Source organism: Streptomyces sp. NPDC006655 (assembly GCF_040703965.1).
In the GTDB taxonomy this organism is placed as follows: domain Bacteria; phylum Actinomycetota; class Actinomycetes; order Streptomycetales; family Streptomycetaceae; genus Streptomyces.
Genome location: NZ_JBEYJU010000032.1, coordinates 14,563 through 38,205, shown reverse-complemented (window position 1 = coordinate 38,205; position 23,643 = coordinate 14,563). Strand labels below are relative to the sequence as shown.

Genomic DNA, 23,643 nt, shown 5'->3' with positions numbered 1-23,643 from the left:
AACGCTCCGGTGGGGCGTGCATATGGGCGACACGGGCGTGGCCGAGCGTGGTAGGGCCAACCCGTGCCGCTCCGGGCGAGACGGGGCTGGGTGTGACGGACCACGGCGTCCATCGCGCACGCACGGCGACGGGGGACCGGCCGGGTGGGCGACAGTACAGCGACGAGCAGCGGCGGGACGACGGGCCGGTGCGTGCGGTACCGCGGCACGTGGCCTGTGTGATGGACGGCAACGGCCGCTGGGCTCAGCGGCGTTCGCTGCCACGAACGGCGGGCCACCGGGCCGCGGAGACCACCGTCATCGACATCATCGAGGCGGCCCGGGCGGCCGGAGTCCAGTGGCTCAGTTTGTACGCCTTCTCCACCGAGAACTGGAACCGGCCCGGCACCGAGGTCGACTACCTGATGCGTCTGGTCCGCCGGGTGGTGCGCAAGCACGCGCCGCTGCTGTTCGCCCGCGGCATCCGCTGCCGATTCCTCGGGGCCGCCGACCCGCGCATCCCCCCTGAACTGGCCCAGGACTTCGACGATCTGGCGACGCTGACCGCCGACAACCAGGGGATGACGCTCACCGTCGCCTTCGACCACGGCGGACGCCGGGACATCGTCGAGGCCGCCAGGTCGCTGATCCGCAACGGGACACCGGCCGATGACGTGACCGAGCGGCTCTTCGCGGACCACCTGCCGTTCCCCGACACCCCCGACGTCGACCTCGTCATCCGCACCTCCGGCGAGCAGCGCATCTCCAACTTCATGCTCTGGCAGGTCGCCTACGCCGAGTGGATCTTTCCCGAGGCGCTCTGGCCGGACTTCAGGGCACCTGACTTCCTCGCCTGCCTGCACACCTACCGGCGCCGTGACCGCCGCTTCGGCGGCGTGCCGCCCCAGACGAACGGAGACCCGTCATGACGACTGGAACCACGGGAACGGCCGATGAGGCACCCCTGTTCGGCCCGGGATCCCAGTTCCGCGCCTTCTTCGACGACCCGCGCTGGGCGCTGGCCATGATCCGCGCCACCGTGTTGGAGGCCGCCCACCCAGGGATCGGCGCCGCCCTCGCCGACAACTCCACCTTCGTCGCCCATCCCTGGCGTCGGCTGCGCAACACCTTCCTCAGCATGCGACGCATGTTCGACGGCGACCCGGCCGTACGGGAACGGGAGGCCGCCCGGCTCAACAGGCTGCACGCCCGCATGAGCGGCTCCGACTCCCGCGGCCGCGCCTACGACGCCATGGACCGTGCGACTCGCGCCTGGGTGGTCGCCACCCTCTACGAGAGTGCCGTCACCATGTGCCGACTGAGCGGTCAGCCGCTCGACCAGGACACCATGGAGCGCATGTACGCCGAGTACCGCGCGTTCCTCGCCGCGCTCGACGGCGACGCCGGGGAACTTCCCGAGGACCTGAACGACTTCTGGCGGTACTTCGACGGGGTCGTCGAGGACGAGCTGGAGAACACCGAGGCGGCCCGCATCATCCTCTACCGGCTCTTCGACCACCTGCCCGCCCCGGCACTGCTCGACGGCGCGCCGACACTGTGGGCGGCCGGCCGGGCCGTCGTCGGTCCGCTCCTCGGCGCCATCACCGTCGCCTCGCTTCCCGAGCCCTACCGGCGCAGGGCCGCCCTGCCCGAGACGCCCGGCGCCCCGACCCTCATGCAGGGCGCCTACGTCGCCGCCGGCCTCGCCCGTTTCCTGCCCGAGGGCTGGATCAACGCCGAATCCATCATCGAGGCCCTCTCCCTCTCGCCCGACAGCGACGACCCCCGCGCCCGGACCGTGACCGCGCTGAGCGCCCGCGTGAAGCGGGCGTCGGCCCTGCTCCGCCTCCTCACACCACTGAGCGGTGACACGGGCCCCGAACCGGTCCCGGCCACCTCGGCGGCCACGGGAGAGGGCCGGCGCTCGGCGGAGGAGTTCTTCCGCCAGGTGCTGGACCAGACCGGCGACGGCCACCTCGACTGGCCTGACCTCGCCGCCATGGCACGTGAGCTGGCCACCCGCCTTGACCTGGACGAACCCGAGGAGACCCGGCTCTACGACGCCTTCGCCGCTTGGTGGCGCGAACTCCAGGCTGCCCTCGACACGGATGGCGACGGCCGTGTCAGCGCCGACGAGTACGCCACCGCCGTACCCTCCCTCGCCGGTCCCGCCCTCATCCGCGTCGCCGAGGTGCTCTTCGACGCCACCGACAAGGACGGCAGCGGGACCATCAACGCGGACGAACACCGGGCGCTCTTCCGCACCGCCTTCCACCGCGACCTCACCACCACCGACAGTACCTACGGCCGCAGCGCCTTCGTGGGCGACTTCCTTTCCTTCATGTCCGGCCGCCGCCGCAACACCGCGTACGACCCCCTCCTCGCCGACGCCTGACGAACTCGTGCATGCCGGCGGCCACGCCTGCACGCTTCGTACCGTGCACGACGCGGGGTGGCCCGCGTTCGTCGGCATGCTGGAGTGCCGGTCCAGACGGCCCAGGCCGGAATCCCTGGACCACAGGCCGGTGAGCACGTCAATGCCCTCTCACTCTTCTCGGCCCAGTCACCGCGCGCACAGCCGGTCCAGGGACGCGCGGCTCTCCTCGTCCGCAGCGCGGTAGACCACGAGGCGCAGTTCCGGGTCCTGGAGCGGCAGCAGGACTTCGAAGTCGATGGTGATCGCACCGGCGACCGGATGCCGCAGCAACTTCCGGCCGCGTCCGTTCACGCCGACCTCCCGCTCCGACCACAAGCGGGCGAACTCCTCGTCCTGCGTGACCAATTCAGCGATGAGGCCGGACAGTTCCCGGTCCTCCGGGTGCGCGGCCCATGCCGCGCGCAGGTGGGCAATCCCGTCCCGCAGCACCTGCTCCCGGTCGGCGTAGAAGCCGCGCATCTCCGGGTGCAGCAGACACAGCCACATCGCGTTGCGCCGTGACGGCGGCACGGCCTCGAAACCCGGTAGCAGGCGAGCCATTTCGGGGTTCCAGGCGAGCATGTCGTAGCGGTGGTCCAGCAGCATGGCAGGCAGCGGTGAGAGGTCACCGACCAGGCGGGCCAGCGACGGCACCGCACCGGCGGCCGGCCCACCGGTGGTGCCGGGGCGGCGGTGTCCGGCCAGGTCGAACAGGTAGTTGCGTTCGCCTGGATCCAGGCACAGGGCACGGGCCAGCGCCGCCAGCACCTCTGCCGAGGGCCGCAGCCCGCGGCCCTGCTCCAGCCGGACCACGTAGTCGGTGCTGACCCCGGCCAGTTCGGCGACCTCCTCTCGGCGCAGCCCCGGCGTCCGCCGGGGCTGCCGGTGCGACGGCAGGCCCAGCCGGTCGGGGTCGAGGCCTTCGCGCCTGCTCCGCAGGAAGGCGGCCAGCTCCTGGGCGGTGTCCATGGTTCGGGTCGTCATGAGCGGTCCAACCGCCAGGGTGGGACCGGTCTTCCCAGGAAATGCCGTCCCTTACCCCTGGGTCGCCGCCACCACAGACTCGGTCCCGGCAACGGACCACGAGCACAGGAGTACCTGATGGCACTGACTCTCGACGCCTACCGGCTGCTGGGCCGCTCGGGACTGCGGGTCTCACCGCTGGCCCTGGGTACGGCGACCTTCGGCACCGAGTGGGGCTGGGGTGCCGAACGGGCCGAGGCCCGCAAGCTGTTCGACCACTACGTCGGGCTCGGCGGCAACCTCCTCGACACCGCCGACACCTACACCGACGGCAGCTCCGAGCGCCTGTTGGGCGAGTTCGCCCGCGAGGAGCGCGAACACCTGGTGCTGGCGACCAAGTACTCGACGCTGCGCCGCCCCGGCGACCCCAACTCCGGGGGCGGTCACCGCAAGGCCCTGTTCGGCTCGGTGGAGGGCAGCCTGCAACGGCTGGCCACCGACTACATCGACCTGCTGTACCTGCACGTCTGGGACTTCCGGACGCCGGTCGAGGAGGTCTTGCGCGGCCTGGACGACCTGGTCCGGCAGGGCAAGGTGCTGTACGTGGCGATCTCCAACACCCCGGCCTGGCAGGTGTCCCGGATGCAGGCGATCGCCGACCTGCGCGGCTGGTCGCCGCTGGTCGCGCTGCAGCTCGAGTACAGCCTGATCGAACGCACCGCGGAGCGCGACCTCATCCCGATGGCCCAGGAGATGGGCTTGGGCGTGGTCCCGTACTCACCGCTGGGCGGCGGGGTGCTCAGCGGCAAGTACGGCCGGGACGACGTGACCGCGACGGGCGCCGGCACCGGTGACAGCGCCCGCAGGGGCCTCAACGTCGCCCTGGGCACGCTCACCGAGCGTAACCTCGCCGTGGCCGGGGTCGCCCGGGAGGTCGCCGCCGAGCTGGGCCGCACCCCGGCCCAGGTCGCGCTGGCCTGGACCCTGCACAAACCGGGCGTGGCGACCACGCTGATCGGGGCCCGCACTCCCGCCCAGCTGGAGGAGAACCTGGGCGCCCTGGAGGTCGAGTTCACGGCCGCCCAGCTGGCCCGCCTGGACGCGGCGAACCCGATCGAGCTCGGTCAGCCGCACGATCTGCTGACGAGCGACCACATCCGCCGGGTGACCACGGGCGGCCTGCAGATCGAGACCCGCCGCTGACGGCCGGCCGCCAGCGGCGGGAGCCGGGGTCTGTTCACCGTCCGGGTGAGCCACGTCCGGATCACTTCCGCCGTCGGTGAGCAGTCCCACCGGCCGCACCCACTGATATGCCACCGAGTTGCGGTCTCCTCGTCACGCACCGGCCGGATCAGCGGGCGCAGCGCCGTCACCGGCGGTAGCGGAGTCGCGGGCCCAACGGGCCACGATCACAGGGACAACGAAGCCTCCGAGGCCAACCGGCCCCGGAGGCTTCCCCGTCTATCCTCCGCAGCGTGCTCAACGAGCATCACCCGATCGAATTCCACCTCTCACTCTGCGTACTTCTTGGCTGCCGTGCTTCACCCGTCGGCGAGGCGTTGGATGGTGGTGCTCAGCCAGGCCTGGAGGCGGGCGGGGTCGTCGAGCTCGGAACGCAGGACCCGGCGGCGGGTCGAGACGCCGAGTACGAAGGCGTCGATCGCTGCGGCTCGGCTGCCGGCGTCCTCCTCGTCCAGGCCGCTGTCACGCAGGTAGTGGTAGAGCGGCTCCAACGAATGGGTGTCGAGGAAGGCGGCCAGCGCCTCCGCCGCCTCCGGGCGTTCGCCGGAGGCGCGTTGCAGTACGAGCAACGGATCCTCGCCGGGCGCACCGAACCAGCGCTGGACGATGCTCGCCGCGAGGCGCGCACCCAGCCCGGAACGGTCACCGTCGAAGGAGTCGGAGACCGGGATCTCCACGCGGGTGGCCGCCAGGAAGAGTCCCTCTTTGCCGCCGAAATAACGGGTGATGAGGTTGGGCGACACACCGGCCGCGTCGGCCACGTCTTTGACCGTCACCGCCGCGTACCCGTGCTGGGCGAACAATCGTCGTGCGTGGCCCAGGATCCGCTGCCGGGTGGCGGCTGCATTGCGCAAAGTCATGTGTATCAGCGTACACATCATGTGTACGCTGATACACATGGACGAGGAGATGCGGGAACGACTCCGGCGGACGCGGCGCGTCGCGACGCCGTGGAGTGACGACGGGACGCGCGGCATCCGCGGCGCCCGCCTCGATGAACTGCTCGAGCGCTGGGCGAACGGGTACGACTGGGGGGTGCACGAGCGCCGCATCGGCGCGTTCCCCTGGGTTACGGTGCGGACGGGCGACGCCGACCTGCGTGTGATCCACCAGCGGTCCGCGGATCCCTGCGCCCCGGTTGTCGTGCTACTGCACGGCTGGCCGGACTCGGTGCTGCGGTTCGAGCGTGTCCTGCCGCTGCTCGCGGACTTGCATGTGGTGGTCCCCGCACTGCCGGGCTTCCCGTTCGCGGCCCCGCTCACCGGTTCCGGCATGTCGGTCAACCGGATCGCCCGGATCGTCGCGGCCGCTCTGGATCAGCTCGGTTACTCACGGTATACGGTGTCCGGCGGAGATGTGGGTGGCACCGTCGCCGAACTCCTCGCGGCCGAACACCCGGACCGGGTGGCCGCCCTGCACCTCACCAACGTTGCCCCGCAGCGTGCGCTCACCGCAGACCCGGCGGAGTTCGAGCCCGACGCGGCGGCCTACCTCCGCCGGTCGGCGCAGTGGTTCCGGGCCGAGGGCGGATACATCGCGGAGCAGTCGACGCGGCCGAACACGCTCGCCGTCGCCCTCGGCGACTCGCCTGCCGGCCTTGCGGCGTGGATCGTCGAGAAACTGGAGTCCTGGTCCGACGAGTCGGCCTTCACGACAGACGAACTCCTGACCTGGGTCACCGCCTACTGGATCACCGGCACGATCGGCACCTCTTTCACCACCTATGCGGAACCGGTCGCCCTCCCCGGCCGGGTCGACACGCCGACCGTGCTCTCCGTGTTCCCGCGTGACATCAAACCGGAGCCGCGAAGCTACGCCGAGGCGTTCCTGAACGTTTGCGATTACGTGGAACACCCTGCCGGCGGCCACTTCGCAGCCTGGGAGCAGCCGGAGGCCTACGCCAATGACGTGCATCGTGCGGTCGAACTGAGTGGCTGAAACGGTAAAACGGTATGGGCGGAACTCGGCCTCAACATCGGCCTCGACATCGACATCGGCCTCGGCCTCGACATCGGCCTCGACATCGACGTCCGGCTCGACAGGACCAGGCCTTGGTACGAACCCGGCATCTGCCGGAGGCGAAGCGGCTTCGTTTCGTAGGCGCAAGGTCATGAACGGCCCGTCGAAGTCGGGGCCGGACCGGCCGGCCGTCAGGATGCCGACGCGCCGCCCACGCCGCCGTTGGTGGCCTCCAGTGCGGCGACCAGGCGGTCCAGGGCGGGCAGCGCCTCGTCCAGTGCCGCCCGGTCGGCGTCGGGCAACTCCTCGACCACCCGGACGAGCGCCGCGGTGCTGGCGCGGTCGTAGCGCTCCAGCAGCTTCAGGGCCTCCTGGGAAGCGGTCAGTACCACGGTCCGCTGGTCGTGTTCGGGCCGGACCCGTTCCACCAACCGCGCGGCGAACATCGCCCGGACGAGGTTGCTCACCGTGGACGGTGCCACTCTCAGGCGGGCGGCCGCCGCGCCCGGGCTGAGCCCTCCGGGTGACGAGGACAGTGCCCGCAGCAGCTCGATCTGCGCCTCCGGTAGGTCCGGCAGCCCCTCGGCGGTGCGGGTGGCGCGCAGTACGGCTCGCCGCAACGGCCCCAGCAGCCCACCCAGTCCGGCGGCCACCCGGGCCGCCCCTGGCGTCCCGGGCGCGTCCGCGCCGCCCTTCCCTCTCGCTGTCCTGCCTGTGTCACGCATGCCTCCATTGTGAACCCGGGAGGGTAGGGTTTTGTGACAAACATATTTTGTGGCACAGTGATGTGTGAGTGGCGAACCGGTACGGCCTGAACCGCACGCCGGACGGCCCGCCGCTCGACAGCACAGCAAGGAGCACCACATGAACACCGGCCACGACACCCCGACCACCGTCGAGAACCCTGTTCCGCCGCAGGACCTGTCCGGGATCACCGGGCACCGGTTCATCTACACGTACGCCAACGGCTGGCAGTACGAGATGTACGTGAAGAACCCCACGACCATCGACTACCGCATCCACTCGGGCATGGTCGGCGGCCGCTGGGTGAAGGACCAGGAGGTCGATCTGGTGCAGCTCGCCGACGACGTCTACAAGGTCTCGTGGAACGAGCCGACCGGCACCTCGGTCGTCGTCAACGTGCTGCCCCGTCGCCGCGTCCTGCACGGCACCATCTTCTTCCCGCAGTGGATCGAGCAGGACGGCAGCAAGACGGTGCTGTACCAGAACGAGCACCTGGACGAGATGCGCGCCTACCGGGACGCCGGCCCCACCTACCCGATCTACGTCGTCCCGGAGTTCGCCCGCATCACCCTGTTCGAGCACGTCGGCGAGAACGACGAGAGTGTCGTGGCGGTGGGCCCCGAGGACCTGCCCGAGGGCTTTGCCGACCGCGTCAACTGACAGGCCCGCGACGGCCAGGCGCCGAAGGCGCCGGCTCTCCGGCTGCTCGGCCCCGGTGCCGAACTCAGTCCCCGTTCCGACGGGAAGCCGCGGGACCGTGAAGGAACAGACGCTGTACGACGTGAGCGTGTAGGTCGGCCACGTGGGGGAGTGAGCCAAGGGCAGACGTACGGTCGGGACGACTGGCGCCGACGCACCTTCTACGTGACCTGCCCGGCCTCACACCCCCGCCGCCGGCATCGACCGCGACCTCGCGCGAGTAGGCTTCCAGCTTCTCCGCGAGCGCGACCTACTGGCATGACGGAAGGTCGCCGCGTCAAGGTGTCGACGATCAGGTAATTCCCCACGATCTGCATGATCAGCTTCACGTAATTCCCCATCATGGCGATCACGACTTCCCATGGGACGGCGAATCCGTCGGTGTGCACCCGCCAGACCGGGACCGGCTCTACGATGTTCCGATGCGTCAGCCCGCCGCAGAGCCGTACTGGAACACCAACGTGGCCCGGTACCCGGGCATCCTCCGGGCTGTTCCCGAGGGGTGCGGCGACGCCCTGGACGTAGGCTGCGGGGACGGGCTGCTGGCACGGAAACTCGCCGGGCGCGCGAAACACGTCACCGGGATCGACAAGTCGCCGGACATGATCGCCTGCGCACGTGAGTCCGCTGTCGGCCACCCACAACTCACCTTCATCGAGGGTGACTTCCTCACCGCGGAGCTTCCCCATGCGGAGTACGACTTCGTCTGCTCGGTGACCACGATCCATCACATGGACTTCGAGGCGGCCCTCGTCCGCATGCGTGAGCTGCTGCGGCCTGGCGGGACGCTGGTGGTGGTCGGTCTGGCCCGCGAGGCGAGCGTGACGGAGTGGGCGGCGTTGATTGCCGCTGCCCCGATCGTGCGGATCATGAAGGTGCTGCGTCACGCACGTGGCCCGCTGGGCATGCCGGTCGCCGACCCGCAGATGAGCTATGGGCAGGTACGGGCTGCGGCCAGGCGGCTGCTGCCCGGCGTGCGCTACCGCCGACATGTGCTGCGCCGGTACTCGCTGACCTGGGAGAAGCCCGCCGACTGATCCGGCACCAATGGCGTTTTTCACTACCCGGCGCGGTTTGAGCGTCATGTGGTTCTCCGTGGCGGTTCCGCCTTGTCGGCCATGGGGAGCGCGGAGTCCGAGATCGAGGGACCTGGTCGTCGCGGAGCTGTCCGTGTTCCTCGTCCCGTCGTTCGGCAGGCCGATGGGCAGTCGGCCGGGATGGCGAGGAGAACGTTCGTCGTGGTCGACATCACCGTGCACGTGGGCCGGTCGAAGAGCGCGCTGGCCGCGCGTCACTGGGGGTGGACCGCAAGACGGTCAGGAAGTACCTGGCCCTTGGCCCCGGCGGAGGCCTCCGGGATCCCCTCGGGCTGACCGCCGATGACCGAGGCCGACTGGGCCGGGCTGATCGAGGGGCGGTTCCCCGGCCTCGTCGAGCGGAGACTGCGGCAGGTCACCTGGGTCCGACATCGACCAACACCGCGCCTGCATCCAGGACTTGCCGAGAACGGTGACGGTCTCCACGATCCACCAGCGGCTGCGGGACGAGCACAAGCTGAAGTGTCGATCTCCTCGTTCCCCGCCGGGTGCAGGCCACGCTGCCCGACGAGGTGAGCCAGTCGCGGGTCACCGTCCTGCGCGACGAGATCGAGCCGGGCGAGGAAGCCCAGATCGACCACGGCTTCCTGGGCCAGTGCACCAACCCCCGCGCCGGGAAACGGCACCAGGTCCGGGCGCTAGTGATGGTGCTGCCCTGCTCACGGCACATGTTCGTCCGGCCGGTCCTGAACCAGGACCAACACGCGTGGACCGAGGCATCACCGTCGTCCGCGTCGCCGACCGGCGGCCGATCGGCCTGGCGACCAACGGCGTCGACCACAGGTGCGAGAGCCCCGCCGGAATGTCCTACCAGCCGCTTTCCGCCGCCTGCCGCGAAGGGCTGGGCAGGGAGGCCTTCGCGGCGGCCGCCGGCTGGTGGACGGACGCCGTCCCCGGCGGTGGTTCGCTGGTCACGGTCACTCAGAAGGCCAGCCGTGTCTCGTGCCGCATGCTGGAGGCGATCGGCATGACGTCGTCCACGAGCTCGACGAGCACGGCGCGCGCCAGTGCCTCTACACCCCCGCGGCCGGCCAGAACCTTCCACGCACGGCCGACCACACGCAGGACCTTCACCTGGGCCGGGCACAGGGCGGTACGTGCATCGCCTGGCTGACGGCGACTGACGCCTGACTGCTCGACCCGGTGCGGCCAGGAGGGCGCGCCGGCGCTCAGAACCCGTCGTCTCAGGTTGCAGTTCAAGGAAGCGGGCGATGACCTGCGCGTGCACCTGGCCAGGCGCCTGTCGTCCAACTGCAGGTAGATCATGGCCAGATGGGCGCCGTGGTGCAGGGCGTCCTTCTCGGTGAGGGAGGTTGCCGCGTTCCGGCTCCTGTTCGGGGCCCGGTAGGCGGCGCGGGCGGGTCCTTCCCGGCGCCCGCCGTACGGAGGCCCGTCGGGCGTCGACGTGCGCGACGGTGACCGGGTGCGGCGGGGACGTCTCGCCTGGCTCGGGGCTGCATCCCTGGGACGGCCGTACCGGGACGGCTGGGTGCAAGGGAGCACTCGGGAGCTTGGCGCGCTTGGGGAGATCCTCCGACGACATGGTCGTGGCCGACGTCAAAAACGTGAGGACGTCCGTTCTCCGGACCTGTCAGTGTGTCCCGTTAGAGTCATCGACAGCAGAACTCGCAAACGAATCACGGCAATTGGGTGGGGACTCATGAAGCTGAAGTACACCGCTGCCTGGGTGGGGTTCACGGCGGCGGCGACGGTCGCGGTGTCCGGGTGCGGCTCCAGCGGCGCGAAGACGGCCGTCTCGGCCGTGAACAACGCGGACAAGATCATGGCGATGCTGTCGCACGCGACCGACCGGACCGACCAGCTCGGCTCGGCGAAGGTCAGGGTGAGCACGGACCCCGGCACGGGCAGCGCACCGATCACGTTGAACGGCACCTTCTCCTGGGGAGACGGCCTGGCGATGGATGTCCTGATGGACACCAAGGCCGCGAACATGCAGGCGCTCCAGCACCGCGCGACGATCCGGACGCTGTTTGTGAAGGGCGCCTACTACTACAACGTGGACCCCCGGGCCTCCGGCCCCCTCAAGGGCAAGGAATGGATGAAGGTCGACGCGTCGGCGCTCTTCGGGGACAAGGCCGCCCAGGCCTTCAGCGGGAGCAGCGGAGGCAACCCCGCGGCCACGCTGAAGTACCTCAAGTACGCGAACCACGTGACGGAACTCGGCAAGGAGACCGTCGACGGCCAGAGCACGACCCACTACCGGGCCGTCGTCGACAAGGCGCAGCTGGGGAAGTACAAGGACGCCTACGGCAGTGCCGGCATGAATTCGCTGACCGGCGGCGCCGACTCGGTGACCATGGACGTGTGGATCGGCGCCAAGGACCTGCCGGTCCGCCTGAAGGAGGGGTTCGGCAAGGCGACCGTGACCATGGACTTCGAGAAGTTCGGCGCCACCGCCCCGGTGAAGGCGCCACCGGCCGCCCAGACCGCCGACCTCACCGAGAGGATCAAGAACGCCCGGAGCCGGCAGGGCTGACCCCAGCACGCCGGTGCCCCGCCACTTTGAGGGGAGGCGGGACACCGGCGTGGCAGCTGTCGGCAAGGCTGTGGACACTCAGGCTCATCGCACCACACCCAACTGATCGGCCCCGCCCTGCCCCTCCTGCCCTCCGCTGTACACCACCACGCCAACCGGGCGAGCATCCCGGTACCTGCACTCCCCGATGCTGCCGCGCCCCTTCACCGGTGGCGGCCCTGGCAGGCGCCCAGCGTCCCGACGACCCCACCACTGTTGCGGCCCGCCGCGCCGGACATCCCCCGGACAACTGCTGGCGACGCTCCTGCCAGAAGCGACGGACAGCCGCAGTGCACCGCTCACGCCCCGACCGGCTGTCGTCGGCCGCCCACCTGCTGGCCGGGGCCGACGTCCCCTGCCGGACCTCGGCCCCGGGCCGCCCACCTCCGACGGAACGGAGGCAGGAGCGCCAAGCGGCCGAGAGATCACCCTGTTGGGGGGGTTCGTTGTTTTGTTGCGATGGCAGGGTCGTTGCATGGTGCACACGCTAGCGCGCGGCCTGTGTCGTCTCCGCCTGCCTCACAACCACATCCACAGCTAACACTGCGCCTTCCGCTGATCCTCCGGGATCGGGCAATTGACCGCAGGCGTGTCGTCTTCTGCTGTTCCGACACAATGTCGACCGCACACCTCCGTTGACGGCGATCGAGGACGGCCGGCCCGCCGGCGTGCCCTGGGACCACGTCACCGAGGCACTGTGCGTGACCTCCCAGTAGGTGGCGTACCAGAAGGCGCGGCGGCTGAAGGCCGGACAGGTTCGCGAGCCCGGCGAGCGCCGCACACCCAACGCCCGCGAACACCAGAAGCGCGCAGCGGAACGACCCTGTCCCGTCGCCCAACGGATCGGCCGGTTGCTCCTGGAGCACCGCGGCACAATCGTCCTCGACCCCTGGACGACGTGCCGGCTCGGCGAGATCACCGAGACCATCGACGACCGCGACGACCCAGGCGCCAGGGCAGTGGGGCGACGCACCTCAGTTGATCCCGGTCCTTGAGCGCGTTCGCGTACCACGGCCGGGTGGCGGTCACCCGCGCACCCGGCCGGATCACCTCAGTGGCGACAAGGCGTACTCATCCCGTCGTAACCGCCGGTACCTGCGCAGGCGCCAGATCAAGCACACCATCCCCGAACCGAGGAACCAGCGGGCCCACAGACAGCACCGTGGCAGCCGGGGCGGTCGGCCCACCGGCTTCGACAAGACGCTCTACAAGTGCAGGAATGAAGTCGAGTGAACGTTCAACGTCCTCAAGGGCTTCCGTGCCGAGCCACCCGATTCGATAAGAGGGCATACATCTTCCACGGCACCATGACCGTCGCAGCCATTCGCCTCTGGCTGCGCTCATGACCCGCCGAACGGCCCTTGGGCACGTGCGGTCAGCTCAGCCGGGCATCGGCGTACACGGTCATCGCATCGCGCTGGTAGACGGCGAGACCGTCGGCGATCTTGTCGAAGTTGGCCCGCATCTGCGGGTCGTCGACATAGGTCTGGCCCACTCCCTTGTACGCGGCCGCGTTCGGGGTCCAGAACCGGCAGATCTGCTGATAGTTGGCGTCCACCTCGGCCTGTACCGCGGGGTCGGAGACCGGCGTGCCGGCCACCATGAACTCTGCCGTACGGATCATCTGCGCCGTCACCTCACGCTGCCAGCGCTCCGCGTCCTCGGAGGTCATCGCCTCGACTGCATGCCGGGACTGCTCCCACGCCTGCGGCCACCGCTCCCGTACCTCGGCCTCTGCCTCGGAGGGGGCCTGGAATCCCTCGAACAGGTTCTCCGGCTTGTTGATCTTCGTCATCTTGCCGTTGTCCCTACCTTCTTCCAGTTCGGCGATGGTGCGGCCGACCGTACGGGCCAGCGTCTCCAGCCGGTCCCGTTCCGCGAGCAGCCGTTGGTGGTGCTCACGGAGCACGGCCACCTGGTCGAGCCGGCTGTCCAGGACTGCCTGGATCTCGCGCAGCCCCAGGTCCAGCTCCCGCATCAGCAGGATCTGCTGCAACCGCAGCAGATCGGCCTCCTCGTAGTAGCGGTGCCCGTTGCTCCCGATCCATGCCGGCGGCAGCAGGCCGATCTCGTGGTAGTGCCGCAGCGTCCGCGACGTCACCTTGGACATCCGCGCCACCTCCGCGATCGACCAGGCCATGCCGGTACCTCCCCCGCCGGGCCGGTCTCTCCGGCCGCACACACGACCGTAGAAGTTGCCGCAACGGAAAGTGCAAGCCCGAAACCCTGTTGGACAGACACCAGAGCCCGACCCGTCGGACAGGCCCTGAGCGCCGCAGCGGCCGCGGTTATGGACGTATCCACGATGCTCATGCGGGACTCCAGGACGTGTCTCTCAACTTCCCTGGGGCATGAGGGGCTTCGCGGATGCTCGTAGACTGATGATGTGGCATTCATGAGCACCCCGCACTGCTGCTTCCTGTGATCGGAAGACGTTGAGGGCGATGCCGGACGGCGTCGCCCTCCTTGGCGTGCCTGCTCCATGAGCCACGCGCCCGACGCTGCCCCTTCCTTCCGGAGGCAGTGAGGCTCCGAGCACGCGCAGGCACGGTCCCTTCCCTTCACCGTTGCCAGGAGTGCCTCGTGCCCGTGAAACTTCCCCCTGCCCTTCAACTCTCCCTCGGTCTGTTGCGCTGCCCAACGTGCCGCACGCGCCGCCTGCACCCCGGCCGCGGCGCACTGCGCTGCCCGGTAGGCCACACCTTCGACATCGCCCGCCACGGCTACGCCGGCCTGCTGACGGGCACCCGCGCCACCAGCGGCGACGACACAGCCATGGTCCAGGCCCGGAACCGGTTCCTGTCCACCGGTGCCTACGCGCCCATCCGCGACGCCGGTGCCCGCCTGGCGGCCGACGCCGCCGCGGAGCAGGCCACCGTCGTGGACGTGGGGTGCGGCACGGGCTACTACCTGGCCGGCGTACTCGACCGGCTGCCCGGCGCCCGTGGACTGGGTCTGGACACCTCGGTGCGTGCACTGCGCTCGGCAGCCCGAGCCCACGACCGGGCCGCGGCGGTGGCCTGGGACGTCTTCCGTCCCCTCCCCCTCGCCGACGGGGTGGCCGATGTCGTGCTGGACGTGTTCGCCCCGCGCAACCCGGCAGAGTTCCACCGCGTACTGCGCCCGACCGGCCGGTTGATCGTGGTCCGTCCCACCCCGCGGCACCTGGTAGAGCTGCGCGACCGGCTGCCTGCGATGGTCACGATCGACCCGGCAAAGGAACAGCGCCTGCACCGGGCACTGGACCCGTTCTTCGAGGGCATCGTCACCGAACAAGTGGAGTACACCGCACCCTTGACCAGGCCGGATGCCCAGGATCTGGTGACGATGACCCCGAGCGCACGCCACGTGAGCCGTGCAGACCTGAACGATGACGGCCTCCTGCCCGATGAGGTCACCGTCTCCGCGCTGGCCACCGCCTACCAGCCTCGGTGACCACGAGCGGGCGCATACGCGCCTGCTGACCGACGAGCAGCGGGCGCGCCTGGCGGCCCTGCCTTCCCCGCAACGCAGGCAACGCAGGCAAGGCAGGGCGGCCGCTCGCCGATCACCGCCGCATCATCGAAGGGCTCACCTACCGGTAGCGCACCGCAATCCCCTGGAGGGGCCTGCCCCGCGAAGCGTTCGGGCCCTGGCAGACCGTGTGGAAGCGCCATCACAGGTGGGCAGCGGACAGCACCTGGGACACGGTTCTGACGCAGCTGACCGCCCAGGTGGACTCGAGCGGCGGGATCGGCCGGACGGTCTCAGCCAACTCGACGAACCGGGCCCACCAGCACGCCACGAACACAGCCCGGCCGAAGAAGGACACCGCGGGCACCCGCCGCATCAAGAGCGAAGGCCCCGGCGACCACGGGTGAGCCGGCGGGCCACGCGACAGGCCGGTCACGCGGCGGCCTGACGACCGAGATCCATCACGCCGCGCACGGCAACGGCCGTCCGCCGACCGTCGCCGTCACTCCGGGCACCGAGTTGGTGGGGCCACCACACCACCAGAGCGGCACTACGCGGCACTGACTCTTCAGCGTGGAACGGTGCGGCGCCGAGGCCTCACGCGTGTACCCCCGGGGAGTGGATGTGTGCGACGCGACGCCGTGTCAAACGTCGTGGTGCCGTGTCCCATCACGCCGGCGGACCGTCGGAGGAGTCGGTAGAACGCCGATGAAGAATGTCCGGCAGCTCACGGGAGCGTGCGGCCGGGATCATGAAGAGGCCGGCCATGCCCAGCCCGGTGACCGTGAAGCTCAGCAGCCCGGCGGACACGGCGGGGTCGTCGACGACGGCGACGCCGCAAAGAACCGACACCGCGGCGATGAACAACAGAGCCAGGACGGTCCACCGCTCCCGCAGCGGAGACGTCGTGCGCGTCACCACGCTCATCCACTGCGCAGTGCGCGCAGCAAGGTCAGGGCGGCAGGTGCAAGGCCTGCCCGGCGCTCGATCACTGGGCCCGTCCGCACACCGCGGACGGGCTTTTCGTATTCGGCGTATGCGTGTCGCAACGGACCGGGAGCGGATGACCAGGTCGCCGTACCACCCGTCGGCCTGAGAACGAGCAGTCCGCCTGCCCGCGGGTTTGTCAGCCGCCACGGCCGCCCCACGGCTGCCGCGCTGTGCCTGCTCGGCCGCCCCACGGCTGCCGCGCTGTGCCTGCTCGGCCGCCCCACGGCTGCCGCGCTGTGCCTGCTCGGCCGCCCCACGGCTGCCGCGCTGTCCTGCGCGGCCGGGCTTCCTCCGGCCGAGGTCCGGTCGGCCGGCTGATGGCCGACCTCGGGTCACCCCAGCGAGCCCGCGGCGGCCTGGTCCACGAAAACACGGAGCAGAGAAGTGTCACCTGGCGACCACCAGGTGACCGCTGCCGACCGGGCTCCTCGGCGGACCCGAGGTGACGATGTGAGAGCGAGCAGCCCGCCGCCGACACACCTCGCGACACATCCGCACCGCGCCGGAAGGACATCCCATGACCGCCACCGCACCCAAGGCCCCGACCGCACCAGGGGTGCGGTCCTGGTGGGGAATCCCGTATGCCACCGCCGGGCGATACCGGCGGCCCGTGCTCGCGGCCTTCGATCCGGACCGCCCCTACGACCGCAAGGGCGTCGTCTGTGTCCAGCCCGACAGCGGTGAATGGTTGGAGGCGGACAGCGGGATGGGTGAGGACTGCCTCAACCTGAACGTGTGGGCCCCCGAGCAGCGGACCGGCAAGGCACTGCCGGTGGCGGTGTACATCCATGGCGGCGGTTTCGAGTACGGCGCCAACACGCAGATCACCTCGAACGCCTCCGGTCTCGCCGCGACGGGACGCGTGGTGGGTGTGTCGATCAACTACCGGCTCGGCGCCCTGGGCGCGGTGTCGCTGTCGCAGTACGGCGGCGCTCTCGCCGAGGCCAGCAACCTCTGCCTGCGGGACGTCATCGCAGCGCTGACCTGGATCAAGCAGAACATCGCCTACTTCGGCGGCGACCCGGACGACGTCACCGTGTACGGACACAGCGGCGGCGCCTACTCCACCTTCGGGCTGCTCGGCGCTTCCGCCGCCGACGGCCTGTACCGCCGCCTGGCCGGGTTCTCCGCGGGTCCCTCCCGGCTCCAGCCGGCCTGGTGGGCTGAAGAGCTCGCGCACCGGTTCGTCACCGAACTCGGCGTCGCGGACAACCCGGAGAAGCTGCTCGACCTCGACACGTCCTCGCTGGTGGCCGCCTTGCACAAGGTCACGCCGACCGACCTCGGAGTCCGTGGCGGCAGCGACAGCAAGAGCCTCGGCGTGGTCCTGGACACCGGCCAGCCGGGCGCGCTGCTCGCCGGCCACCCCATGGACGCACTCGCCTCGGGCGCGCACCGCGACGTCGACGTCTTGCTGAGTTTCGCCAGCGACGACATGGGCTGGTGGGTGGCGAACGACCTCCAGCGGTTCGACCCGCACACCGTCGAGGCCGTCATCGACGAATTCGCGGGATGGCGCTTCCCGCGCTCCCGCGCCAAGGAGATCGTCGCCGCCTACGAACAGGGCGGCCGCACCCCTGCCGAAGTCCGCGCCGCATTGCTGACCGACTACGTCTTCGCGCTGCCCGCGGCCCGCGGCGCCCTGGCCCATGCCGCCGCGGGCGGCAACGCCCACCTGCTGGCGATCGGCCCCGCCGAAAGCGCACCCGCCGTGCACGGCACCGAGATGTACGCCCTGGTCGGCCAGGAGCAGCCGGGCCGCAGCGCCGAACAGGCCGAGCGCGACAGGCGTATCCGCGACATCGTGCTCGACTTCGCCACCGGCGAGCTGGGCCGCCTGTGGCCGGCCGTCGTCGACCGGCCCACGTCGGGAAGCGTCGGCAGCCCGCCCTTCGACGCCACCGCTCACTACCAGACCGTTCTCGACCGTTACGAGGGCATCGACCGCCCCTGACAGCCAACGAACAACGGCCGGGCAACGCGATCAGCCGGGTGGCGCGGGTGGCGCGCCAGGCGGCCCCACCCGGCTCCGCTTCAACACCCCGGCGTGCGCCCCGACAAGGAGCTCGACATGAACCACCCCACGGCAACCGACGGCGCCGCACCCGCGACGATGCGGGCCGTCGTCGTCACCCGGCCCGGTGGCCTGGACGCCCTGGAGATCAGGGATGTGCCGGTGTCGGCACGCAAACCCGGCTGGGTGCGGATCAAGGTGAGGGCGTTCGGCGTCAACGAGTCCGAGGTCACCACTCGCAAGGGTGAGTCGGACGCGGAGGTCACCTACCCGCGCATCCCCGGCATCGAGGGTGTCGGCGTGGTCGATGAGGCCGATGCGGACAGCGGTCTGCGGCCGGGACAGCAGGTCGCGACGATGATGGGCGGCATGGGCCGCTCCTACGACGGCGCGTACGCGCAGTACGTGACCGTCCCCGCCGGTCAGGTCATCCCGTTCGAGACCAGCCTGCCGTGGGACGTGGTCGGCGCGCTGCCGGAGATGTTCCAGACCGCCCACGGATCCTTGACCCGCGGCCTGGACCTGAGGGCCGGGCAGACGCTGCTCATCCGCGGCGGCACCTCCACGGTGGGGCTGAGTGCGGCGACGATGGCCAAGGAGCTCGGTGCCACCGTCCTTTCCACCACCCGCAACGCCGAACGCCGCGACGAACTGCGGGCGATGGGCGTCGACCATCCGGTCGTGGACGACGGGCGGATTGCCGAGAAGGTTCGGGACCTGGTACCGCAGGGCGTCGACGCGGCGCTGGAACTGGTGGGGTGCACCGTCCTGCCTGACACCTTCGGATGCGTACGGGTGCACGGCACCGTCTGCTTCACCGGCGCCCTGGCGGGCCAGTGGACGATCCCCGACTTCACCCCGTTCACGATCCCCGGCGGAGTGCGGCTGACCAGCTACGCGGGCGAGGCCGCCGACCTGCCCGCCCAGGTGTTCCAGCAGCAGCTCCAGGCCATCGCGGACGGCCGGCTCAACGTCCCGGTCGCGAAGACCTACCGAGGTCTGGAGCAGGTGCGCGACGCCCAGGGCGACGTCGAGTCGGGAAGGACACCGGGCAAGCACGTCGTGCTGCTCGACGACTGAAGGACGTCGAGCGGACGGCTGAAGGACGTCGAGCAGCACAGGGCGGCTTGCACGACCTCCAGGACATCGAATTCACGGCGCTACGGGACAAGCTGGTCCCGCGCCGGAGCGGCCGGCGCGGGAAAGACCCGCGCCCTCCTCGGTGTGCTGTACGCCGAAGGGTTCCACCCGGAGACGCTGCCCAACCCACACCCGGCGACGCCCGACCCAGGCCGCGCAGGCGGCCCTGGCAGCGCCGCATACGTCCCCGACCGCGCTGCGCCAGCGCCCCCGCGTCAGGTGCGCACTTCGGTCGGATCGTGACGGCCCGCCCCCGGCAAGAGGTCTTGGACGGGGGTCGGCGGCCGCCGCCTACTGCTCACGAGTCGGTGGTGGCCTCGCGGGCCGCGAACGCGGCCGGAGTCAGACCGGTGCGGTCGCGGAAGAAGCGGCCGAAGTTCGCGGGGTCGGTGAAGCCGAGGTGTACGGCCACATCCCGGGCGGCCCACCGGGCACCTCGCAGCAGACGCCGGGCTTCGAGCAGCCGCCGCTCGTCGATGAGCTCCCGTACCCCCTTGCCGGTGGCTCCCCGGGCGGCGCGGCTGAGCGTGCGGACCGAACAGCCCAGCAGCTCGGCGTAGTCCGCCGCCTGGTGCAGTTCGCGGAAGTGCAGCTCCAGGGCGTCCACGAAGCGTCCGTACGTGTCAGCGCGCCCCCTGGCGGCCATCGTGTCGGGAGGGGCGACGCCGGCGGAGTTGGCGAGGCGCAGCAGCAGAGATTCGAGCAGGCTGCGGCGCAGGGCGTGGTGGACTTCGAGGGGGCGGCGCCCGAGCGCGCGGTGTTCGTCCAGGAGCTGGAGCGCCGTCTGCTGGAGCCAGAAGGCGTCGTCGGGGTGCGGGCTCAGCACGGCAGGGGCCTCGTGCGAGGTGAGCGGGGCCAGGAGGCGGGCGGTGTCGGCGGTCAGCACGTCCGGCTCGAACAGGATGAACGGGCCGCGGGCTGCGCCGGGCGGATGCCAGCACTGCGCGTGTCCGGGACGCACCCACAGCCACTGGCCGGGTACGACGGTCCGTGTGACGTGGTCGACGTCGTGCCGCAGTTCACCCTCGGTGATCAGGATCAGGTAGTGGAAGCTGGCGCGCCCTGGGCGGGGCGGGTTCCACGGCCAGTCGTCGTGCTGGGTGAAGAAGTCCTCGATGAGGTTGACCTCAAGGCCGTACGGAGTGCCGACCGGGGGCTGGAAACCGTACAGCGGGACCGCGGCCGGTCCGGCCTGTCCGCTCGGGCTGGGGTGTCGCTTGCCGACCATCACGTGTCCGCAGCCTACCGCCCTCCGTGTCGGCTTCGAGGGAAGGATGGGACGTGCCGCCAGGACCGCACGACATGCGCTCCGTGTCCTTGATGCCGTAGTCCCATACACCCGAGGAGGCCCATCACCCATGGACGGACCGACCCTGCAGAAGACCGCCGCCGACCGCGCGGAAGAACTTCCCGGGGCCCACCTGGAGCACCCCTTCGGGCCCGACTGGGAGGTGTTCAAGGTACGCGGCAAGGTGTTCATGCTGATGACCGAGGTCCCCGGCCGGCCTGTCGTGATCCTCAAGGCGGACCCCGGCGAGGCCCTCGCCCTGCGGGAACACCACAGTCACATCACTCCCGGCTATCACATGAACAAGAAGCACTGGATCACGCTGGAGGGCGGGGACGGCGTCGGCCAGGAGCTCGTGAGGGAACTCGTCACCGACTCCTACCTGCTCGTCGTCGCCCACCTGCCCAAGGCCCAGCAGCCCGTCGACCCGGACACCTACGGCAACGGCACCCGGGCAGCCCAGTGAGCGCGGCCGGCTACACACCTGGCAGATGTCGTCGCGCAGGAGCACCTCCAGGCCCCGAACGCCCCCCTGGGCCGCATGGTGGGCCCAGCAGTCCATCGGCTCCGCCAGTCTGTGGGTCCGGTGACCCGCCGCACGGTCGGTGGAGGAGGAGGCGCCTGCGGCGGTGCGGCGCGCAGGGTGGCGATGTAGGTGCGGACCATCTGGTAGGTGACGGCGGCTCCAGGACCAGCCCCCTGCGACACCCCAGACCCGGCCGCACGACGATCGACGACCTCACCTCGCTCGTCCTTGCCGTCGCCGACCACCACGGCTGGGACCGGTTCCACTACGCGGGCATCTCCCTGGGCGGTGCCATCGGAGCGCACCTGGCGGCTCATCGGCCCGAACGGGTCGCGTCGTTGGCCATGATCCGCTCCTCCGCGCACTTCGGCACTGCTGGCCTCTGGCACGAGCGCGCCGCCCTGGTGAGATCCGAGGGAACCGCTCCCTTGCTGGCGACCAGCCCCGGCCGCTGGTTCGCCACGCCGGCCACCGCCAACACCCCCTTCGGCCGCAGACTGCTCCGCAACCTGGCCGACGCCGACCCGGACGGATACGCGGCGTGCTGCGACGCTCTGGCCACCTACGACATACGCACGGACCTGAGGCGTAGCTCCGCCCCCACACTCGTCATCGGGGGGGCCACGGCGTGGCCACCCCCGACACGCACGCCCAGGAGCTCGCGTCGGGCATCGCGGACGCCACCCTGGAAATCCTCGACACCGCCCATCTCGCGGTCGAGGACCCCCGAGGCCTGAGGGCGGCGCTCCGGACTCATCTGGACAAGGTCCACACCGGGTCGTTCCAGCGGCCACACCGGGCAGCGTTCTAACCACCTACCTCGGGTGCGTACAAACATCGACCGCGAGACCGCCGGGTGCTCATGGCGACCAGTCGTCACTCGTCGCCTGGGTGCGCCTTCGCCATCTCCAGGACCAGAGCATGGCGGTCCGATGGTCGTCCTTGAAGCCATCTCCGAGAGACCCCACCCGCTCGATGGCCTCGCCGGTGTGCGGGCCGTCGCGCAGGGCGAGACCGTAGGCGGCCTCCAGACGCACGAGTTGGTCCTCGTCACCGAGCAACGCCACCAGGGCGTCGGCGACGACAGGTGTACGGTCCGGGGAGACGGCCAGCGCCCCCGCGGCCGCGCCTCGCACACGAGCATCCGGTGCCTCGACCAGCGGCAGCAGCGCCCGGGTGGCCTCCGGGCGGAGGCCACCGTCCCGCATGCTCAGCGTGCAGGCCCTGAGCCGCACCTCGGCGTCCGGGTCACTCATGAGAGTGAGCAGGGCCGCCCTGGCCGCAGGCGATCGGGGACCGTGGTCGCCCCAGAGGGCGTAGGGCACTTCGCGGCGTACACGCGGGTCGCGGTGGCCCGCGTAGCGAAGGAAGGTGGCCTCCTGGTCCGGATGGTCATGCCCGGTGAAGACGTCGAGCACCTTCGCCAGCATCTCGCCGTCCGTCTCCTCGCTGCCCAGGCGGCCAGAAATTCGCTCTCCTCCTTCTCGTAGGAGGAGCCGATGTCGGAGATCTCCCGCCTCCACAGGTAGTCCAGCACGAGCTCGCGATGCATCCGGTCCGGGTCGTGACGACAGGCCACCACGGCAGACCAGGTCTCGAAGCTGCGACGCTGGGTGAGGATCCAGCAGACCGCGGACCAGTCCACATGCTCCTCATCCCGATGCTCGACAGCGCGGGCGATCAGCTCGTCGACAGGGGTCAGAACACGGAAGGCCCACTCCAGCGAGGTCAGGATGGCGCCGTGCCCAGCCCGCGCGACGAGATCGCCGACCGAGACCTGATCGACCAGGTCGTATTCGCCGTCCTTGACCCGGGCCGTCGCGACCGGAACCGGCGTGCCTGTCCTGCGCCGTAGTTCCTCGGCCGCGCCCGCCTCGTACCAGCTCCGCGCCAGGGCGAGCAGACGTTCACGGGCGGGCTCCGCAAGCCGCAACCGGGGCTCCTTACCCAGCACCGCCGAGAAGACCGCAGGGGAGCCGCCGTCGATGGCACGCGACAGAGGCGTGGTCCCGTCCGGCAGCACCCGGTCGGGGTCCGCGCCGCCCTCCACCAACGCCTCGGCGACCGCATCGTCGTACGCCGCCACCGCAACGCACAGCACCGGCAGCCCGTTCGCGTGCGCCGTATCCGGATCCGCGCCCCTGTCCAGCAGATCGCGCACGGCCTCGGCGTCGCCGGCCCGAACCGCCAACCTAAGCCGACCGTCGAGTCCCGCCTTGCTGCGCATCTTCCCGTCCCCCGTTCCGAATGACATCGGCCTTCCGCCTTCCGCGAAGGAGGGCTCACCTGAGAGCTCCACAGGACAGCTTTTTCGCACTACTTGGCCCCGAAGATCACAGACGCGCTACCTCTCAACTCGATTGCGATCGGATGGCCCAGGTGGTGATTGCCCTGGCGGGGCTCACCCAAGGGGTCAGCATCGCCGCTCGGGCGTTCGGTTCGTGACAATCCGTCGGCTTGGCGGTCATCGTCCTCCGGGAGGTCACAGGCACGGTCTCCCAAAACCATGGAGCTGTGTACGCCCTGTGATCCGAGTGGAAGACCGTGCCTGCCGACGCATCATCTCTGAGCCGGCTTGCCCTTGGCTGACTCCGTGA

At 70.4% G+C, this 23,643-nt stretch carries 21 protein-coding genes and 5 pseudogenes; 16 read left to right on the top strand and 10 right to left on the bottom strand.

Features of this window, described 5'->3' with window-relative positions; translation table 11 throughout:
* The first annotated feature begins 188 nt into the window (after positions 1-188).
* Together uppS and AB0958_RS20215 are read left to right on the top strand one after the other, a co-directional pair.
* A complete protein-coding gene (gene uppS / locus AB0958_RS20220) occupies positions 189-908 on the top strand; it encodes a polyprenyl diphosphate synthase (RefSeq protein WP_366891825.1) in 720 nt (239 codons plus the stop codon).
* On the top strand, positions 905-2,374 hold the full coding sequence (locus AB0958_RS20215) for an oxygenase MpaB family protein (protein ID WP_366891824.1): 1,470 nt from the start codon (positions 905-907) through the stop codon (positions 2,372-2,374). Before uppS ends, AB0958_RS20215 begins: the two co-directional genes overlap by 4 nt.
* Before the next feature lie 168 nt (positions 2,375-2,542).
* On the opposite strand, the gene AB0958_RS20210 is transcribed toward AB0958_RS20215, so the two are convergent.
* Positions 2,543-3,379: a helix-turn-helix transcriptional regulator gene (locus AB0958_RS20210; protein ID WP_366891823.1), complete on the bottom strand. Its 837-nt coding sequence runs from the start codon at positions 3,377-3,379 to the stop codon at positions 2,543-2,545.
* 117 nt (positions 3,380-3,496) lie between these two features.
* On the opposite strand from AB0958_RS20210, the gene AB0958_RS20205 reads away from it, so the two are divergent.
* Entirely contained in the window at positions 3,497-4,561 is a 1,065-nt protein-coding gene (locus tag AB0958_RS20205; RefSeq protein WP_366891822.1) for an aldo/keto reductase, read from the top strand.
* Positions 4,562-4,899: 338 nt separating this feature from the next.
* Here AB0958_RS20205 and AB0958_RS20200 read toward each other — a convergent pair whose 3' ends face one another.
* On the bottom strand, positions 4,900-5,460 hold the full coding sequence (locus tag AB0958_RS20200) for a TetR family transcriptional regulator (protein WP_366891821.1): 561 nt from the start codon (positions 5,458-5,460) through the stop codon (positions 4,900-4,902).
* 19 nt (positions 5,461-5,479) lie between these two features.
* Between AB0958_RS20200 and AB0958_RS20195 the strand changes: the two genes are divergently transcribed.
* Complete coding sequence (locus tag AB0958_RS20195; protein WP_366891820.1) at positions 5,480-6,538, top strand: epoxide hydrolase family protein; 1,059 nt, start codon at positions 5,480-5,482, stop codon at positions 6,536-6,538.
* A 212-nt stretch (positions 6,539-6,750) separates the two neighbouring features.
* Here the strand turns inward: AB0958_RS20195 and AB0958_RS20190 are convergent, their stop codons facing one another.
* Positions 6,751-7,284 carry a MarR family transcriptional regulator gene (locus tag AB0958_RS20190; protein WP_366891819.1) on the bottom strand — a complete coding sequence of 178 codons (534 nt, stop codon included), beginning with the start codon at positions 7,282-7,284 and terminating at the stop codon, positions 6,751-6,753.
* A 139-nt stretch (positions 7,285-7,423) separates the two neighbouring features.
* On the opposite strand from AB0958_RS20190, the gene AB0958_RS20185 reads away from it, so the two are divergent.
* Both AB0958_RS20185 and AB0958_RS20180 read left to right on the top strand, forming a co-directional pair.
* Positions 7,424-7,963 (top strand): phenolic acid decarboxylase, encoded by a 540-nt coding sequence (locus tag AB0958_RS20185; protein ID WP_366891818.1) that lies wholly within the window; start codon positions 7,424-7,426, stop codon positions 7,961-7,963.
* A gap of 461 nt (positions 7,964-8,424) precedes the next feature.
* Positions 8,425-9,039 (top strand): class I SAM-dependent methyltransferase, encoded by a 615-nt coding sequence (locus AB0958_RS20180; RefSeq protein ID WP_366891817.1) that lies wholly within the window; start codon positions 8,425-8,427, stop codon positions 9,037-9,039.
* A 981-nt stretch (positions 9,040-10,020) separates the two neighbouring features.
* Here AB0958_RS20180 and AB0958_RS20175 read toward each other — a convergent pair.
* Positions 10,021-10,365: a hypothetical protein gene (locus AB0958_RS20175; protein WP_366891816.1), complete on the bottom strand. Its 345-nt coding sequence runs from the start codon at positions 10,363-10,365 to the stop codon at positions 10,021-10,023.
* Positions 10,366-10,759: 394 nt separating this feature from the next.
* Here AB0958_RS20175 and AB0958_RS20170 point away from each other — a divergent pair, with 394 nt between their 5' ends.
* The 3 genes and pseudogenes from AB0958_RS20170 to AB0958_RS20160 form a co-directional block, all read left to right on the top strand.
* Positions 10,760-11,596 (top strand): hypothetical protein, encoded by an 837-nt coding sequence (locus AB0958_RS20170; RefSeq protein ID WP_366891815.1) that lies wholly within the window; start codon positions 10,760-10,762, stop codon positions 11,594-11,596.
* Positions 11,597-12,351: 755 nt separating this feature from the next.
* Positions 12,352-12,630, top strand: coding sequence for a hypothetical protein (locus AB0958_RS20165; RefSeq protein WP_366891814.1), 279 nt, complete (start codon positions 12,352-12,354; stop codon positions 12,628-12,630).
* Positions 12,587-12,981 (top strand): annotated as a pseudogene (locus AB0958_RS20160) (transposase); the annotation flags it as partial. The gene AB0958_RS20165 and the pseudogene AB0958_RS20160, both read left to right, overlap by 44 nt.
* A gap of 29 nt (positions 12,982-13,010) precedes the next feature.
* Here the strand turns inward: AB0958_RS20160 and AB0958_RS20155 are convergent.
* Entirely contained in the window at positions 13,011-13,775 is a 765-nt protein-coding gene (locus AB0958_RS20155; RefSeq protein ID WP_366891813.1) for a MerR family transcriptional regulator, read from the bottom strand.
* 443 nt (positions 13,776-14,218) lie between these two features.
* On the opposite strand from AB0958_RS20155, the gene AB0958_RS20150 reads away from it, so the two are divergent.
* A complete protein-coding gene (locus AB0958_RS20150) occupies positions 14,219-15,070 on the top strand; it encodes a methyltransferase domain-containing protein (protein ID WP_366891812.1) in 852 nt (283 codons plus the stop codon).
* 22 nt (positions 15,071-15,092) lie between these two features.
* Positions 15,093-15,601 (top strand): annotated as a pseudogene (locus AB0958_RS20145) (transposase); the annotation flags it as partial.
* A 156-nt stretch (positions 15,602-15,757) separates the two neighbouring features.
* On the opposite strand, the gene AB0958_RS20140 reads toward AB0958_RS20145, so the two are convergent.
* Positions 15,758-16,015, bottom strand: a complete 258-nt coding sequence (locus AB0958_RS20140; RefSeq protein WP_366891811.1) for a hypothetical protein — start codon at positions 16,013-16,015, stop codon at positions 15,758-15,760.
* 580 nt (positions 16,016-16,595) lie between these two features.
* Here AB0958_RS20140 and AB0958_RS20135 point away from each other — a divergent pair.
* Positions 16,596-18,032 carry a carboxylesterase family protein gene (locus tag AB0958_RS20135; RefSeq protein ID WP_366891810.1) on the top strand — a complete coding sequence of 479 codons (1,437 nt, stop codon included), beginning with the start codon at positions 16,596-16,598 and terminating at the stop codon, positions 18,030-18,032.
* A 159-nt stretch (positions 18,033-18,191) separates the two neighbouring features.
* Positions 18,192-19,172, top strand: coding sequence for a zinc-binding dehydrogenase (locus AB0958_RS20130; protein WP_366891871.1), 981 nt, complete (start codon positions 18,192-18,194; stop codon positions 19,170-19,172).
* 358 nt (positions 19,173-19,530) lie between these two features.
* Here the strand turns inward: AB0958_RS20130 and AB0958_RS20125 are convergent, their stop codons facing one another.
* Positions 19,531-20,463, bottom strand: a complete 933-nt coding sequence (locus tag AB0958_RS20125) for an AraC family transcriptional regulator (RefSeq protein WP_366891809.1) — start codon at positions 20,461-20,463, stop codon at positions 19,531-19,533.
* A 127-nt stretch (positions 20,464-20,590) separates the two neighbouring features.
* Between AB0958_RS20125 and AB0958_RS20120 the strand changes: the two genes are divergently transcribed.
* From AB0958_RS20120 to AB0958_RS20110, 3 genes and pseudogenes are all read left to right on the top strand, one after another.
* Positions 20,591-20,986 (top strand): MmcQ/YjbR family DNA-binding protein, encoded by a 396-nt coding sequence (locus tag AB0958_RS20120; RefSeq protein ID WP_366891808.1) that lies wholly within the window; start codon positions 20,591-20,593, stop codon positions 20,984-20,986.
* Positions 20,983-21,342, top strand: a pseudogene (locus AB0958_RS20115) (hypothetical protein); the annotation flags it as partial. The gene AB0958_RS20120 and the pseudogene AB0958_RS20115, both read left to right, overlap by 4 nt.
* Positions 21,343-21,674: 332 nt before the next feature.
* On the top strand, positions 21,675-21,857 hold the full coding sequence (locus AB0958_RS20110) for a hypothetical protein (RefSeq protein ID WP_366891873.1): 183 nt from the start codon (positions 21,675-21,677) through the stop codon (positions 21,855-21,857).
* A 49-nt stretch (positions 21,858-21,906) separates the two neighbouring features.
* Here AB0958_RS20110 and AB0958_RS20105 read toward each other — a convergent pair whose 3' ends face one another.
* The 3 genes and pseudogenes from AB0958_RS20105 to AB0958_RS20095 form a co-directional block, all read right to left on the bottom strand.
* Entirely contained in the window at positions 21,907-22,302 is a 396-nt protein-coding gene (locus AB0958_RS20105) for a HEAT repeat domain-containing protein (protein ID WP_366891870.1), read from the bottom strand.
* A 24-nt stretch (positions 22,303-22,326) separates the two neighbouring features.
* Positions 22,327-22,476, bottom strand: a pseudogene (locus AB0958_RS20100) (ankyrin repeat domain-containing protein); the annotation flags it as partial.
* Between the two features lie 578 nt (positions 22,477-23,054).
* Positions 23,055-23,273 (bottom strand): annotated as a pseudogene (locus AB0958_RS20095) (hypothetical protein); the annotation flags it as partial.
* Between the last annotated feature and the right edge of the window lie 370 nt (positions 23,274-23,643).